This is a genomic window from Burkholderia orbicola, assembly GCF_900100915.1.
Lineage (GTDB): Bacteria > Pseudomonadota > Gammaproteobacteria > Burkholderiales > Burkholderiaceae > Burkholderia > Burkholderia orbicola.
The window spans coordinates 1,191,708-1,207,261 of sequence record NZ_FNKW01000002.1 but is presented as its reverse complement, the minus strand read 5'-3'; the positions used below and the strand labels follow the sequence as shown (position 1 = coordinate 1,207,261).

The following is a 15,554-nucleotide window of genomic DNA, read 5'->3' as shown; positions in this document are numbered from 1 at the left end:
CTTTCCCCGTCTCCCGTTCCGCCCGATTCCGCGGCCCTTCGCCGCGCCCGGGGTAAAATGCGCGCCACGCCGCGATGTCGCGCGCCGGGCAGGCCGCCGTTCCGATGAACGGCCGGCGTCAGTGCCCGCCGCCCGCACCGGGGCGTTCGAAGCGTCCCCCGCACGACACGACCGCGCGAGGCAGCCGGCCGGCCGACGAGCCGTTGACGAACCCGTCGGCCGCTGCGTCGGTTTCCGGCGCGTCATCCGAATCCGATGTCCCATCCTGCGTTGTTCCGACCGGTCGGCCGCTTCCACGCCGCAGGGTTCGGTTCGTCTGATGAATATCGTGTCGACGCACGTGCCCGGTGACGGGCGCGGCGGCATTCGCGGGCGCACGCTTCGCAGCTTCGTAACGGGTTTGGGGTTTCGGGTTTCGACAGGTCGAGTGGCGAGTTTTCCATCCAGAACAATGACGGTGAATAGAACAACAGCGGCGCCCGCACGGCGGCGGCGCGCGAAGGTCGGGCTCGGTGTCGGTCTCGGCGTCACGCTTTTCGCGGCGCAGGCTGCCGTGGCCCAGGGCGACACGCCCGCGCCGGGCACCGAAGCGGCCGGCAACGCGACGTTGCCCGCGATCACGGTGAGCGGCGAGCGCGGCCAGTCGCTGCGCGCGCGCGAAGCGTCGGTGGCCGGGCTCGACGACGCGCCGCTGCGCGACACGCCGGCATCGGTGAACGTGATCACGCGCGCGCTGATCGACGATCAGCAGGCGAAGCGGCTGAGCGACGTCGTGCGCAACGATGCGTCGGTCGTCAACGACTATGCGCCGGTCGGTTATTTCGAAGGCTTCGCGATCCGCGGCTTTCCGGTCGATCTCGCGAGCGCGATCCGGATCGACGGGCTGACGGTGTCCGGCGAGCAGAACGTGCCACTCGAGAACAAGGAGCGCGTCGAGATCCTGAAAGGGCTCGCGGGCATCGACAGCGGCGTCGTCGCGCCGGGCGGCGTGATCAACTTCGTGACCAAGCGTTCCGCGAACGTCGCGAGCGTGACGGGCGGCGTCGACAGCCGCGGCTCGACGTCGGCGGCCGTCGATTTCGGCCGCCGCTTCGGCCCCGATCATCAGTTCGGGTTCCGGATCAATGCGGCGAAGGAGAACATGCACTCCTATATCGACGGCACGAACGGACGGCGCACGTTCGGCTCGATCGCCGCCGACTGGGACATCAGCCCGCTCGCGAGCCTGCAGCTCAATGCCGAATTCCAGCAGTGGATCCAGCGTTCCGCGCCCGGCTACCAGTTGCTCGGCGGCACGATCGTGCCGTCGGTCAAGACGACGTCGAAGGCCCTCGGCACGCAGCCGTGGGCGAAGCCGGTGACGACCGATGCGCTGAACCTGAACGCGCGTTTCGACTACCAGTTCAACGACGACTGGAAGGCGTACATCGCCGCGGGCCGCAGCCGCACGATGATCGACGACAACAGCGCGTTCGCGTACGGCTGCTCGTATGCGGCGAGCTGCGCGGCCGGCGCGACGTCGCCGTTCTTCTTCGGCGCGAACGGCGACTACGACGTGTACGACTTCCGCAGCCCCGGCGAATACCGGCGCAACGACGATCTGCGCGCGGTCACGACCGGAAAATTCGCGACGGGGCCGCTGCGGCACGAGCTGACGCTCGGCGTGAGCGTGCAGCGCCGCGTCGTGCACATGGCCGACGCCGTGTACGACTACGTGGGCAGCGAGAATATCTACGGGCCCGACCTGACCTTTCCGCCGTCGCCGAATTCACCGGGGCCGTCGTATCCGCGCCTCGACGCGTGGCAGTACGGCGTGTTCGGGCTCGACCGCATCAGTATCGGCGAACACTGGCAGGTGCTCGCGGGCGGCAAGGAAGTGCTGCTGCGCCAGCGCAGCTGGAGCAGCCTCGACGGCGAGACGACGCATACCGACCGCTCGGTGTTCCTGCCGCAGGTCGCGCTCGTCTACAAGCCGGTGAACGTGCTGTCGCTGTATGCGTCGTACAGCAAGGCGCTGTCGCTCGGCGACCAGGCGCCCGTGCGCGCGACCAACGCGTATGCGTTCCTGCCGCCCGTCGAATCGCACCAGATCGAAGTCGGCGCGAAATACGACTGGCTCGACCGGCTGAGCCTCACGGCCGCCGTGTTCTCGATCAGCAAGCCGTTCCAGTTCGCGGACCCGGATGCGTCGGGCACGAGCTACACGTTCGTGCAGCGCGGCACTCAGCGGCACCAGGGGATCGAACTCGGCGCGGCCGGGCGTGTGACCGAGCGGCTGGGCCTGACGGCCAGCGTCGCGGCGATTCGCGCCCGCGCGGTCGATTCGGGGTCGCCCGCCTACGAAGGGCACCAGATCATCAACGTGCCCGCGCTGCGCGCGTCGCTGTACGCGGACTACGCGGTGCCGGGCGTCGCGGGCCTGAACGTGCTCGGTGGCGTGGAATACAGCGCGGCGCGCAACGCGAACGAGGAAGGCACCGCGCGCGTGCCGTCGTGGTTCGTGTTCAATCTCGGCGCGCGTTATACGACCAAGATCGGTGGCCATCGTACGGTGTTGCGCGTGTCGGTGGACAATTTGTTCAACAAGTTCTACTGGCGCGACGCAGGCGAGCAGCAGGGCGATGCATACCTGTTCCCCGGCGCGCCGCGCACCGCGCGTGTATCGTTGACCTATGATTTCTGACCGCCCGGATTCGGCCGCGTGACGCGCGGCCCCGGCAGCCCCTCAGGAGAGTACAGACGATGTCCCCACTCGAAATCGCCGGCGTGATCGTCAGCGCGCTCGCGATTTGGTTGACGGCGAAACGGCGCATGCTGTGCTGGCCGGTCGGCCTCGCGTCGGTCGCGCTGTACGGCTGGATCTTCTTCGACGCGAAGCTGTACTCGGACATGCTGCTGCAGGGCGCCTTCGCGGTGCTGCAGGTGTACGGCTGGCAGCGCTGGCTCGCGCAGCGCGCGAGCGAGGCCGACGGTAGTGCCGACGGCGGGGCTGCGCCAGCCGGCGACGTCGCGCCCGTGACCGGCGTGCGGCCGCTCAGAATGCTGCCCGACCTGATCGCGGCGGTCATCGGCAGTGCGCTGCTCGGCGGGATGATGGCGCGCTGGACCGATGCGGCGCTGCCGTTCGTCGACGCGTCGCTGACTGCGTTCAGCCTCGTCGCCCAATACTGGACCGCGCGGCGCTACATCGCGTCGTGGGGGTTGTGGATCGTCGTGAACGTCGTGTACGTCGGGATGTTCGTGTTCAAGGAACTGTATCTGACGGCCGGGCTCTATGCGCTGTTCATCGGGCTGGCCGTCGTCGGCTGGCGCGACTGGAGCCGGACGGCCGCCGCATTGCGCGCGGCCGCGGGCGGCCCGCTCGCATCGGGCGGCGGCGCGCGCTGATCCGCGCACGGATTCAACCACGGAGCAACGTCGTTCATGTCATTCCCCCTCGAGCCGGACGGCCCTCTGTCGCGCGACGTCGCCCCGCCGCAATTCGGCGTGGACGGCGAGCAGGCCGAACGCGACTGGCCGCTGATCACGCACGACGAGGTGGCGGCCGTGCTCGCGCGGATCGACGGCGCGGGCGAGCCGGTGCGGCTGACGTGGCACAGCCCGCGGCAGTTCGCGGCAGCGGTACTGGTGCGGATGGCGGACGGGCGCGGGTTGTTCGTCAAGCGTCATCACGCGAGCCTGCGCGATGTCGCGGGGCTGGAGGAAGAGCATCGCTTCATCGCGCATTTGCGTGAGCGCGGCGTGCCGGTGGTCGACGTGCTGGCCGATCGCAACGGTGCGACCGCGTTTGCGTCCGGCGAGTGGACGTACGAGGTGCACGTGCTCGCGCCCGGCGTCGATCCGTATCGCGGTGTGATGTCGTGGCAGCCGTTCACGCATCCGTCGCATGCGTATGCGGCTGGCCGCGCGCTGGCCGAACTGCATCGCGCGTCGGCCGGCTACGATGCGCCTGCGCGCCCCGTGCGCACGCTGCTGTCGAGCTTTCGGGTGCTGTCGTCCACCGATCTGGCGGGCGCGCTCGAACGCTGGGTCGACGCGCAGCCGCTGCTGGTGCGCGCACTAGGCTCGCGCGACTGGCGGGGCGACGTGGCCGACGTGATCGGCCCGTATCACGCGCGCCTCGTGCCGCTGTTGCCTGCGTTAGCGCCGCTGTGGACGCACGGCGACTGGCACGCGTCGAACCTGCTGTGGACCGATGCGGGGCCCGGCGCGCAGGTGCGCACCGTGCTCGATTTCGGCTTGTCGGACCGCACCTGCGCGGTGATGGATCTCGCGCTCGCGATCGAGCGCAATACCGTCGACTGGATGGCGCCGGCCGATGCACGGCGCGTGGAATACGACCAGATCGACGCGCTGCTCGACGGCTACGAATCGCTCGAACCGTTGAGCGACGACGCGTATGCGGCGCTGGTCGCGCTTTTGCCGATCGTGCATACGGAGTTCGCGCTGTCGGAAGTCGCGTATTTCGGCTGCATCATCGATGCGCCGGCGATCGTCGATATCGCGTACGACGGCTACCTGATCGGGCATGCGCGGTGGTTCGGCGAACGCGACGGGCGGCAGTTGCTCGATTGGCTCGAGCAGCGGCGGCGCGAGAAGCAACGCATCACCTGATTCACGTGCGGGGCCGTACGGCCTGCGCGTGTCAAATCTCCGAACCTCTGCATTCTTTCGTGCGGCCATCGCGCCGCGCGCTCACTGAATCTTCCTGATCGTCGAAAGGGGATGCCGTCCCCACAGGGCACCGCACGTCTGCGTACGGCTACGCCCAACATGACGGAAATATCATCTTCGCCTCATGTTCGCACTGCGGCCGGTCCGTAGCATCGGTCGCGAACCGTTACCGCAGAACCGAACATGCTCAAGCTCAACCTCGTCGCGGCCATCGTCTTCGTGATGGTCGCGACGGCTCATGCGCAGCCATCGCTGACGCCGGGCCCGGGCGCCGCTGCCGCCAGCAGCGCGACGCCGATCGGCGCTCCCCCATCCGATACGCTCCCCGCGTCGTCATTGACGCTCTCCGATGCGCTCGCGGTCGCGGCGCGGAACAATCCGGCGCTGCGCGGCGCACGCGCGGATGTCGATGCGTCGGCCGGCACGCTGATGCAGGCCGGCGCGCGACCGAACCCCGAAGTGTCATTCCTGCAGGAAGGCTTCAGCCGCGCCGAACGCACGTCGACTGCATTGATCAACCAGACCATCGAACTGGGCGGCAAGCGCCGCGCGCGGCTCGACGTGGCGTCGTACGGCCGCGAGGCGGCCAACGCGTCGCTCGACGAGCAGGGCGCGGCCGTGCGCGCCGACGTGATCGCCGCGTTCTATGGGCTGCTCGCCGCGCAGCGCCAGCTTCAGGTGACCGAGGAATCGGCCGCGATCGCCGCGCGTTCGGCGGATCTCGCGGGGCGTCGCGCGCAGGCCGGCAAGGTGTCGCCGGTCGAGGCGACCAAGGCGCAGGTGGCGGCGGCCGGCGTGCAGATCGAAGTCGTGACCGCGCGCGGCCGTGTCGAGGTCGCGCGCGAGAAGCTGAACGCGGTGATGGGCGAAGCGCGCAACGACCGGCTCGCGGTGCGCGGCGACCTGGAAACCGTGCCGCCGGTCGAGCCGCTGTCCGCGCTGACCGTGCAGCTCGACGACGCACCGCTCGCACGGGTCGCGCGTGCCGAAATGCTGCGCTCGAACGCAGCCGTGTCGCTGGAGCGCGCACGGCGCATTCCGGACGTGACGGTCAGCGCGGGCTTCAAGCGCGTGACCACGGGCGGCGTGCCCGACAACCAGGCCGTGGTCGGCGTATCGATCCCGATTCCGCTGTTCAACACGAACAAGGGTGCGCTGCTCGAGGCGACGCACAAGGCCGAGCGCGCAAACGCCGATCTCGATCGCGAGCGCACGCGCCTGCGGCTGGAACTGACGCAGGCATACGCGAATTTCGAGGCCGCGGAGCAGGAAGCGCAGCGGCTGAAGGTCGACATCCTGCCGGCCGCGCGTCTCGCGCTCGATGCGATGTCGCGCGGCTACGAACTCGGGAAGTTCAGCTTCCTCGATGTGCTCGACGCGCAGCGCACGCTGTTCCAGGGGCAATCGCAATACGTGCGTGCGCTCGCCGGCGCCCATGCGGCCCGCGCCGATATCGGCCGGCTCGTCGGCACGCCGCTCGCGGCCGTCGCGCAATGAGCGCTCCTCTTACCTGAAGGATCATCATGTCACGCAGCAGAATCTTCGTTATTGCGGCGGCCGTGCTCGGCGGCGCAGGGATCGTGATCGGCGCGCTCGCCGTCACGCGGGGCGGCAGCAGCGCATCGGCGCCGCCGGCCGCCGATGCCGCGCAGCCGGCCGAGGGCGCCGGTGCGCGCGGCGGTGTCGTGCTGAAGCGCGGCAAGCTGTCCGTCGAGATCGTGATGACGGAAAAGCCGGGCGACGCGCGGCTCGTCGTCTATCCGTTCGTCGACGGCAAGCCGGTGGACAAGGGCGTGACCGTGTCCGGCACGCTGGTGCGGTACGACCGCACGCACGAGCCGTTGCGATTCGACGCGGCCGGCCAGAAGTTCGTGTCCGCGCAGTCGATCGCGAAGCCGCACGTGTTCGATGCGACGATCGACGTAAAGGCCGGCAACGACGCCGCGTCGTTCCCGTTCGCGCGCGCCGACGGCGCGATCGCGCTGACCGACGCGCAACTGGCGACGTCGAAGATCGCGCTCGCGAAAGCCGGCCCCGCACAGATCGCGACGCCGTTCCAGCTTCCCGGCGAAATCAAGTTCAACGAGGATCGCACCGCGCACGTGGTGCCGCGCGTGGCCGGCATCGTCGAGCAGGTGTCGGTATCGCTCGGCCAGAACGTCGCGAAAGGGCAGGTGCTCGCCGTGATCGCGAGCACCGACCTGGCCGACCGCCGCAGCGAGTTGCTGACGGCCGAGCGCCGGCTGTCGGGTGCGCGCGCAACCTACGAGCGCGAACGCACGCTGTGGAAGGAGCGTATTTCGGCCGAGCAGGATTACCAGCAAGCGCAGGTGCAGTTGCGCGAGGCCGAGATCGCCGTGCAGAACGCACGGCAGAAGCTCGCCGCGCTGAATGCGCCGGTCGGCGCCGGTGCGCTGAACCGTTATGAACTGCGCGCGCCATTCGCGGGCACGATCGTCGAGAAGCATGCGACGCCCGGCGAGGCGATTGCCGCCGACGCGAGCATGTTCGTGATCTCTGACCTGTCGACCGTGTGGGCCGAGATGGCGGTGCCCGCGCAGCGGCTCAACGACGTGCGCGTCGGTCGCGATGCCACGGTGAGCGCGACCGCGTTCGAATCGCGTTCGAGCGGCCCGATCGCGTACGTGGGGTCGCTGCTCGGCGAGCAGACGCGCACCGCGCCGGCGCGTGTCGTGCTGCCGAACCCGGATCGCGTGTGGCGCCCGGGAATGTTCGTGAACGTGTCGGTCGACGCTGGCAGGCAGGGCGTGCCGCTCGCGGTCGCGAGCGACGCGTTGCAGGACGTCGACGGTGCGCCGTCGGTGTTCGTGCGCTCGCCGAAGGGCTTCGTCGCGCAGGCCGTCGAAACGGGGCGGCGCGACGAACGGGCGACCGAGGTGCTGAAGGGGCTCAAGCCCGGCCAGGAATACGCGGCGTCGAACAGCTTCGTGCTGAAGGCGGAGCTCGGCAAGGGGAGCGCGGAACATGAATGAGCAGCAATACGCGTGCGCCGTGGCGCGACTGGCGGCCCGCTATGCGGCCTGCTTTCCGGTCGGCCGGGTGACCGGCCGCGCAGCCCGTCCGGTGCGGCCGACCGTGCCCCGTTTCAAGGAATCCCGACATGTTTGAGCGCCTGATCCGCTTTGCGATTGCGCATCGCTGGCTGGTGATGCTGGCGATCGCGGCCGTGGCTGCGCTCGGCGTGTTCAGCTACCAGCGGCTGCCGATCGACGCGGTGCCCGACATCACGAACGTGCAGGTGCAGATCAACACGTCCGCGCCCGGCTACTCGCCGCTCGAGGCCGAGCAGCGCATCACCTATCCGGTCGAGACCGTGATGGCCGGGCTGCCGGGGCTGGAGCAGACGCGCTCGATCTCGCGCTACGGGCTGTCGCAGGTCACCGTGATCTTCAAGGACGGCACCGACATCTACTTCGCGCGGCAGCTCGTCAACGAGCGCATCCAGGAAGCGAAGGACAAGCTGCCGGCCGGCATCGCGCCCGCGATGGGGCCGACGTCGACCGGCCTCGGCGAGATCTACCTGTGGGCCGTCGAGGCCGATGCCAACGCGCGCAAGCCAGACGGCACGCGCTATACGGCGGCCGATCTGCGCGAGCTGCAGGACTGGGTCGTGCGGCCGCAACTGCGCAACGTGCGCGGTGTGACCGAGGTCAACTCGATCGGCGGCTACGTGAAGGAATACCGCGTCGCGCCGAATCCGGCGAAGCTGATGTCGTACGGGCTGACGCTTGCCGACGTCGTGCGCGCGCTCGAGCGCAACAACGACAACGTCGGCGCCGGCTACATCGAGAAGCGCGGCGAGCAGTATCTGGTGCGCGTGCCGGGCCAGGCGCGCACCGTCGACGACATCGCGAACATCGTGCTGACCAACGTCGGCGGCGTGCCGGTGCGGATGAAGGACGTCGGCGCGGTCGACATCGGCCGCGAACTGCGCACCGGCGCCGCGACGTCGAACGGCGAGGAAGTCGTGCTGGGCACGGTCTTCATGCTGATGGGCGAGAACAGCCGGACGGTGTCGAAGGCCGTCGCCGCGAAGATGGAGGACGTGAACCGCACGCTGCCGGCCGGCGTGAAAGCGATTCCGGTGTACGACCGGACGGTGCTGGTCGAGAAGGCCGTCGCCACCGTGAAGAAGAACCTGCTCGAAGGCGCGGTGCTCGTGATCGCCGTGCTGTTCCTGTTCCTCGGCAACATCCGCGCGGCGCTGATCACCGCGCTCGTGATTCCGCTGTCGATGCTGATGACCTTCACCGGCATGGTCAACGCGAAGGTGAGCGCGAACCTGATGAGCCTCGGCGCGCTCGACTTCGGGATCATCGTCGACGGCGCGGTGGTGATCGTCGAGAACTGCGTGCGGCGGCTCGCGCATGCGCAGTCGGCGGCCGGCCGGCCGCTCACACGCGACGAGCGCTTTGCCGAAGTGTTCGGCGCATCGCAGGAGGCGCGCCGCGCGCTGATCTTCGGGCAACTGATCATCATGGTCGTGTACCTGCCGATCTTTGCGCTGACCGGCGTCGAAGGCAAGATGTTCCACCCGATGGCGATCACCGTCGTAATGGCGCTCGCCGCCGCGATGGTGCTGACCGTCACGTTCATTCCGGCGGCCGTTGCGTTGTTCATCGGCGAGCGGGTCGAGGAGAAGGAGAACCGGTTGATGGGCTGGGCGCGGCGAGCGTACGAACCGGTGCTCGCCGCGTTCATGACGCGCCCGGCGCGCGTGATGATCGGGGCGGGCGCGATCGTGCTGGTCACGCTAGGGCTCGCGACGCGGCTCGGCAGCGAGTTCATTCCGAGCCTGAACGAGGGCGATCTGGCCGTGTCCGCGCTGCGGATTCCCGGCACGAGCCTGTCGCAGTCGGTCGAGATGCAGAAGTCGATCGAGAAGACGCTGAAGGCGCGCTTTCCCGAGATCGAGCGCGTGTTCGCGCGCACCGGCACGGCCGAGATCGCGGCCGACCCGATGCCGCCGAACCTGTCGGACGGCTACATCATGCTGAAGCCGGCCGACACGTGGCCCGACCCGAAGAAGCCGCGTGACCAGCTCGTGCGCGAGATCGAGGAAGCGCTCGCCGAGCTGCCGGGCAACGCGTACGAGTTCTCGCAGCCGATCCAGCTGCGCTTCAACGAACTGATCTCGGGCGTGCGCAGCGACGTCGCCGTGAAGATCTTCGGCGACGACATGGCCGTGCTGAACCAGACCGGCGAGCAGATCGCGGCCGCGTTGCAGAAGGTGCCGGGCGCGTCGGAGGTGAAGGTCGAGCAGACCACGGGCCTGCCGGTGCTGACCGTCAACCTCGACCGCGACAAGCTCGCGCGCTACGGCGTGAGCGTGGCCGACCTGCAGGACTCGGTGGCCGCGGCCGTCGGCGGGCAGAAGGCCGGCACGCTGTTCCAGGGCGACCGCCGCTTCGACATCGTCGTGCGGCTGCCCGACGAACTGCGCTCAGACATCGAGGCGATCAAGCGGCTGCCGATCGCGCTGCCCGCGCCGGCCGCCGGCGCCAGCGCGCCGCTCGCGGCGGCGCCGTACGTGCCGCTCGCGGAGCTCGCGACGATCGACGTAGCCCCCGGCCCGAACCAGATCAGCCGCGAGGACGGCAAGCGGCGGGTGGTCGTCAGCGCGAACGTGCGCGGCCGCGACGTCGGCTCGTTCGTCGCCGATGCGCGCGAGCAGTTGCAGCAGGACGTGCGGGTGCCGGCCGGCTACTGGGTATCGTGGGGCGGGCAGTTCGAGCAGTTGCAAAGCGCGAGCGAGCGCCTGAAGCTCGTCGTGCCGCTCGCGCTGTTCATGGTGTTCGTGCTGCTGTTCGTGATGTTCAACAACGTGAAGGACGGGCTGCTGGTGTTTACCGGCATTCCGTTCGCGCTGAGCGGCGGCGTCGTATCGTTGTGGCTGCGCGGGATTCCGCTGTCGATCACGGCGGCGGTCGGCTTCATCGCGCTGTCCGGCGTGGCCGTGCTCAATGGTCTCGTGATGATCTCGTTCATCCGTAACCTGCGCGACGAAGGCATGCCGCTCGATGCCGCGGTGCACGACGGCGCGCTCACGCGGCTGCGGCCCGTGCTGATGACCGCGCTGGTCGCGTCGCTCGGCTTCCTGCCGATGGCGTTCGCGACCGGCACCGGCGCCGAGGTGCAGCGCCCGCTCGCGACGGTCGTGATCGGCGGTATCCTGTCGTCCACGGCGCTGACGCTGCTGGTGCTGCCGGTGCTGTACCGGGTCAGCCATGCGGTGTCGTGGCGCGCGGCGTTGCGCGGCGGCTTCGGCGCGGGCGTGCTGCGCCGACTGGGTTTTTTCAAGGGTAATGCGTGATGCGAATTCTGATTGTCGAGGATGAACCGAAAACGGGCGCGTATCTGCGCAAGGGTCTGACCGAGGCCGGCTACGTCGTCGACTGGGTCGAGGACGGCATCACGGGCCAGCACCAGGCAGAAACGGAGGAGTACGACCTGCTCGTGCTCGACGTGATGCTGCCCGGGCAGGACGGCTGGACGCTGCTGCAGAACCTGCGGCGCAGCAAATCGACGCCCGTGCTGTTCCTCACTGCCCGTGACGACGTCGGCGATCGCGTGAAGGGGCTCGAACTCGGCGCGGACGACTATCTCGCGAAGCCGTTCGACTTCGTCGAGCTGACCGCGCGCATCAAGTCGATTCTGCGGCGCGGCCAGCCGCGCGATTCGAACACGCTGCGCGTGGCCGATCTCGAACTTGACCTGACCCGCCGCAAGGCCACGCGGCAGGGCGACACGATCCTGCTGACCGCGAAGGAGTTCGCGCTGCTGTGGCTGCTGATGCGCCGCGAAGGGGAGATCCTGCCGCGCGCGACGATCGCGTCGCAGGTGTGGGACATGAACTTCAACAGCGACACGAACGTCGTCGATTCGGCGATCCGCCGGCTGCGCTCGAAGATCGACGACGCGTACGAACCGAAGCTGATCCACACGGTGCGCGGCATGGGCTACGTGCTCGAAGCGCGCGGCGGCGCGGCCGCATGATCGCGCGCCTGCTGCCGAGGACGCTGCGCGGCCGGCTGACCGCGCTGATTATCCTGTCGACGTCGGTGATCCTCGCGTCGAGCGGCGTCGCATTGTACGAAGCGCTGAGCAACCGTGTCGAAACGACGGCAGCCGAGCAGATGGCCGGTATTTCCGCCGCATTGGGGGCGCACCTGGCCGAGGCGCGCACGACGGCCGACGTCGCGCGCAACACCGATATCTGGATCGACCAGTTGCACGGTCATCCGAACATGGATCTCGCGATCTTCGATGCCGCCGGTACGCGCCTCGTCGGCACGCCCGGCTTCCGTCCGTACGCGCCGCTGATGTTGACGGACGCCGGGCGCGTGCCGGTCGGCATCGCCCCGCCCGGCGCAAGACACCAGTATCTGCTGACGACCGTGCCGCTCGCCGGCGCGGGTGCGCCGGTGGTGCGCGTCGCCGTGCAGTACGATCGCAGCGCCGACGTGCTGCTGCTGCGCACGCATGCCTATACGATCGTCGTGATCGAGGTGTTCGGCGTGGTGCTTGCGGCCGCGATCGCATACGGCATCGCCGCGCTCGGGCTGAGCCCGCTGCGGCGGTTCGCGGCGCGCGCGGAGCAGATGTCGTCGAGCCGGCTCGCGCATCCGCTGCCGGAACTCGATACGTCCGGCGAGCTGAAGGAGCTCGAGCATGCGTTCAACGGGATGCTCGCGCGGCTGAACGAATCGTTCACGCGGCTGAGCCAGTTCTCGTCGAATCTCGCGCACGACATGCGCACGCCGCTGACCAACCTGCAGGCGGCCGCGCAGGTCGTGCTGTCGCAACCGCGCAGCGCGGACGAATACCGGAGCGTGATCGAGTCGAGCATCGACGAATACCAGCGGCTGTCGCGGATGATCGAGGACATGCTGTTTCTCGCGCGTTCGGAACAGGCCGGCACGTCGATCGGGGTGCGGCGCCTGAATGCGGCGGAGGAGGCGGAGCGGGTGGCCGGCTACTACGAGCCGCTGGCGGAAGACGAAGGCGTGACCGTGAAGGTCGACGGCCACGCATGGGTCGATGCGGACCTGACGCTGTATCAGCGCGCGTTGAGCAACCTGCTGTCGAATGCGTTAACTTATGCGCCGCGCGGCAGCGTCGTGACGATCGATTGCGTCGAGCAGGGCGGTGCGACGACGATCGCCGTGTCCGACACGGGGCCCGGCATTGCCGCCGAGCATGTCGGGCGGATTTTCGAGCGCTTTTATCGCGTCGATCCGTCGCGGCACAATTCGGCGTCGGGCACGGGGCTCGGCCTCGCGATCGTCCGGTCGATCATGGACAATCACGGCGGCGAATGCGGCGTCGACAGCGAGCCGGGCCGCCGCACGACTTTCTGGCTGCGCTTTCCGCGACGGCCGGCCGAACCGGGACGGCCGGCCGCCATCGGCACCTGACAGCGCGGGCGGGAACGCCCGCGCGTTTGCCGCGAGGCGGCCGCGCGCGGTGCGCTGCCCGCGGCCATGTGGCCCGCCATCATTGCTTCGCGGTCAGGTTGTCGTGGTTGTCGGTCTGCGGCTTCTTCTCGCCGCCATGCACCGAAATCCCGTGAAGCTCCTTGTTGCGCGCGACGATCTCGCCGGTCGGCGGGTACTGCGTCTTGCTGATCGGCACGACGCCGTCGTGCTGCGCCTGCTTCAGTTCGTTGATCACCTGCGTGCGGGACTTGCCCTGCGTTTGCGTTTGGGCGAACGCGGCCTGCGTGGCCATGCCGAGCGACAGCGTGGCGGTGACGAACAGTGCTGCGAGTTTTGCCGTTTTCATCGAGTGCTCTCCTTGATCAGGGCCGCCGGGTGGCGAACCATGGACCCAGTATGCGAAAGCAGCCGTGCGTGATCGTGATCGCGAGATGAAAAATGCGTCAGATTGCGGGGGGCAAGAAGGCGTCATGCGGACTCGGTCGACATGACGCAACCGTCATGTTCGCGTCACGGATGCGATGAGCGGGAAGCGGAACATGAAGCCTGCCGTTGGCCGATGCGCCGGCGGCATTCGTGCCGATCGCGACAGCCGCATCGATCGCGGGCGGCGCCGTTCAGACCTTCATTCCGGACCGAAAATTGCCTCGTCCCGCCATTCGCCTCGCCTTGATCGCAATCCTGATTGCCCCGCTGTTCGCGGGCTGCGCATCGACACGTTCCGACACCACGGCCACTTACGGCGCCGCGCGCAAGCCCGTGCCGGCCGACCTGGCGCCGGGCGAGCAAGTCGACTATGCCGGGCATCGCTGCGGCAATCCGAACCTGTACGTGAAAACGCATCCGTGCATGTACCCGCGGCGCAATTCCGCGCCGTGAGCGTCGGACGCGCGTAAAAAATGGCCCGGCACTCGACGAGCCCGGGCCTAACGCGTGATCGTGCCGTGCGGCAGCGACCCGCTGCGTGGACGGGAACGGGCAGGGCCCGATACCGTGCCGATCGTAGCGACGCGACGCATCGCGAAGCTGATCGGAACATGACATTTTCGTCACGCAGCGCGCAGGGTCGGTTGCCTCGCTCAGAAGCGGTGGCGCAAACCGAGATTGACGATGCCCTGCGTGCGCGTGCCGCCGTAGCCATATGAGCCGATTGACGCCTGGGCCGCCTGCGTGCCGCCGTCGAGCGTGCGCTGTTCGCCGTTCGCGCGTTGCCACGCGCCGACCGCATAGAGATCGGTGCGCTTGGACAGCACGTAGTCGGCGCCGGCGGACACCTGATGGTAGGTTGCGCTCGTATCGCCGCGGGCCTTCGTGTAGCTGTAGCCGACGCCGACGAGCAGGCTCGCGGTTGCCTGATAGTTGAAGAACCCGCGCGCGGTGTCGTATTTCTGCGTGCTGCGAAAGGCCGACATCGCATCGGCCTTGTACTGCGCATTGCTGTAATCGATACCGATCGTGAACGGCGCGAAGGTGTAGCGCAACGCGCCGCGTGCGATGCCGATCGACTTCGCGGAGCGGTAGCCGCCGTTGACCAGCGACCCGTCGAACGTGCCGTCCGACGTGCCGTTCCAGCCGGTCCGGACGCCGTTGGCGAGCGAGGCGCGGTTGGCCGCATAGTAGTAGCCGCCCGCCGCGTCGAACGGGCCATGGTTGTACGACAGGCCGGCCGACCAGGTTTGGCCGGCGCCGCTCTTGCCGGCCACGCCGCCGAGCGCGTACATGCCGACGAACTGGAAGCCGCCGACCATGGGCGACGTGTACTTCACCGCGTTGTCGGTGCGCGACGACGTGTCGTAGTTGTCGACGTCGCCAGGCGTCGCGTACACGCTGCCGAAGTAGAAATCGCCGGTGATCGGCCACGCGACATCGGCGAGCGCGTCGTACTGGCGGCCGATCGTGAGTGTTCCCCAGCGAGCGCTTTCCAGCCCGACGAACGCCTGCCGGCCGAACATCCGGTTGCCTTGCCCGAGCGCGCCGGTGTTCGGGTTGAAGCCGTTTTCCAGCGTGAAGATCGCTTTCAGCCCGCCGCCGAGATCTTCCGCGCCTTTCACGCCGAAGCGGTTGCCGAGCAGGTTGCCGTTGCCGAGGCCGACGAGGTTCCTGCCTTGCGCATCGGCATTCCACACAACCGTCAGCGATGTATCGAACAGGCCGTACAGCGTGACTTCCGTTGCATGAGCCGCGTGCGAGGCCGTCAGCAGCGCCCCTGACATCATGACGAGTCGAACTGGAGTTTTCATGGTGTGTCCCTGAAGTTCAAGATGAACGTTTCGTGCATCGTTCGATGCAGGCGCCGCGCGTGGCAGCGACGGGCCGGCATATCGCGATTGCGCTGGCGATTCTGGAAAGCGTTCGGATCGTGGAGGTGAGGAACAAATGAGAAAAATGTCATCGCGGTGTCATGCGTGCGGAAACATGCGG

Annotated in this window: 11 protein-coding genes; 9 read left to right on the top strand and 2 right to left on the bottom strand. The window is 68.4% G+C overall.

Annotated features, from left to right (window positions below):
- Positions 1–451: 451 nt before the first annotated feature.
- The 8 genes from BLS50_RS22310 to BLS50_RS22275 all read left to right on the top strand — a co-directional run bounded on the left by BLS50_RS22310 (position 452) and on the right by BLS50_RS22275 (position 13,112).
- Positions 452–2,683, top strand: a complete 2,232-nt coding sequence (locus BLS50_RS22310; protein WP_074806601.1) for a TonB-dependent siderophore receptor — start codon at positions 452–454, stop codon at positions 2,681–2,683.
- Between the two features lie 59 nt (positions 2,684–2,742).
- On the top strand, positions 2,743–3,387 hold the full coding sequence (gene pnuC / locus BLS50_RS22305) for a nicotinamide riboside transporter PnuC (RefSeq protein WP_006479634.1): 645 nt from the start codon (positions 2,743–2,745) through the stop codon (positions 3,385–3,387).
- 36 nt (positions 3,388–3,423) lie between these two features.
- Positions 3,424–4,614 carry a phosphotransferase enzyme family protein gene (locus BLS50_RS22300; RefSeq protein WP_074804124.1) on the top strand — a complete coding sequence of 397 codons (1,191 nt, stop codon included), beginning with the start codon at positions 3,424–3,426 and terminating at the stop codon, positions 4,612–4,614.
- Between the two features lie 243 nt (positions 4,615–4,857).
- Positions 4,858–6,171, top strand: coding sequence for a TolC family protein (locus tag BLS50_RS22295; protein WP_074804122.1), 1,314 nt, complete (start codon positions 4,858–4,860; stop codon positions 6,169–6,171).
- 26 nt (positions 6,172–6,197) lie between these two features.
- A complete protein-coding gene (locus tag BLS50_RS22290; RefSeq protein ID WP_074804120.1) occupies positions 6,198–7,667 on the top strand; it encodes an efflux RND transporter periplasmic adaptor subunit in 1,470 nt (489 codons plus the stop codon).
- Between the two features lie 128 nt (positions 7,668–7,795).
- On the top strand, positions 7,796–11,008 hold the full coding sequence (locus BLS50_RS22285; protein WP_074804118.1) for an efflux RND transporter permease subunit: 3,213 nt from the start codon (positions 7,796–7,798) through the stop codon (positions 11,006–11,008).
- A complete protein-coding gene (irlR, locus tag BLS50_RS22280) occupies positions 11,008–11,691 on the top strand; it encodes a heavy metal response regulator transcription factor IrlR (RefSeq protein ID WP_006490455.1) in 684 nt (227 codons plus the stop codon). Before BLS50_RS22285 ends, irlR begins: the two co-directional genes overlap by 1 nt.
- Entirely contained in the window at positions 11,688–13,112 is a 1,425-nt protein-coding gene (locus tag BLS50_RS22275) for a heavy metal sensor histidine kinase (protein ID WP_074804116.1), read from the top strand. The genes irlR and BLS50_RS22275 overlap by 4 nt, the downstream gene beginning before the upstream one ends.
- A gap of 79 nt (positions 13,113–13,191) precedes the next feature.
- Here the strand turns inward: BLS50_RS22275 and BLS50_RS22270 are convergent, their stop codons facing one another.
- Positions 13,192–13,479 (bottom strand): DUF4148 domain-containing protein, encoded by a 288-nt coding sequence (locus tag BLS50_RS22270; protein ID WP_053525626.1) that lies wholly within the window; start codon positions 13,477–13,479, stop codon positions 13,192–13,194.
- A 206-nt stretch (positions 13,480–13,685) separates the two neighbouring features.
- Between BLS50_RS22270 and BLS50_RS22265 the strand changes: the two genes are divergently transcribed.
- Positions 13,686–14,012 carry a hypothetical protein gene (locus tag BLS50_RS22265; protein ID WP_074804114.1) on the top strand — a complete coding sequence of 109 codons (327 nt, stop codon included), beginning with the start codon at positions 13,686–13,688 and terminating at the stop codon, positions 14,010–14,012.
- Positions 14,013–14,212: 200 nt separating this feature from the next.
- On the opposite strand, the gene BLS50_RS22260 is transcribed toward BLS50_RS22265, so the two are convergent.
- The gene (locus BLS50_RS22260) at positions 14,213–15,373 is read right to left on the bottom strand and encodes a porin (protein WP_074804113.1); all 1,161 of its coding nucleotides are present in this window, start codon (positions 15,371–15,373) and stop codon (positions 14,213–14,215) included.
- Between the last annotated feature and the right edge of the window lie 181 nt (positions 15,374–15,554).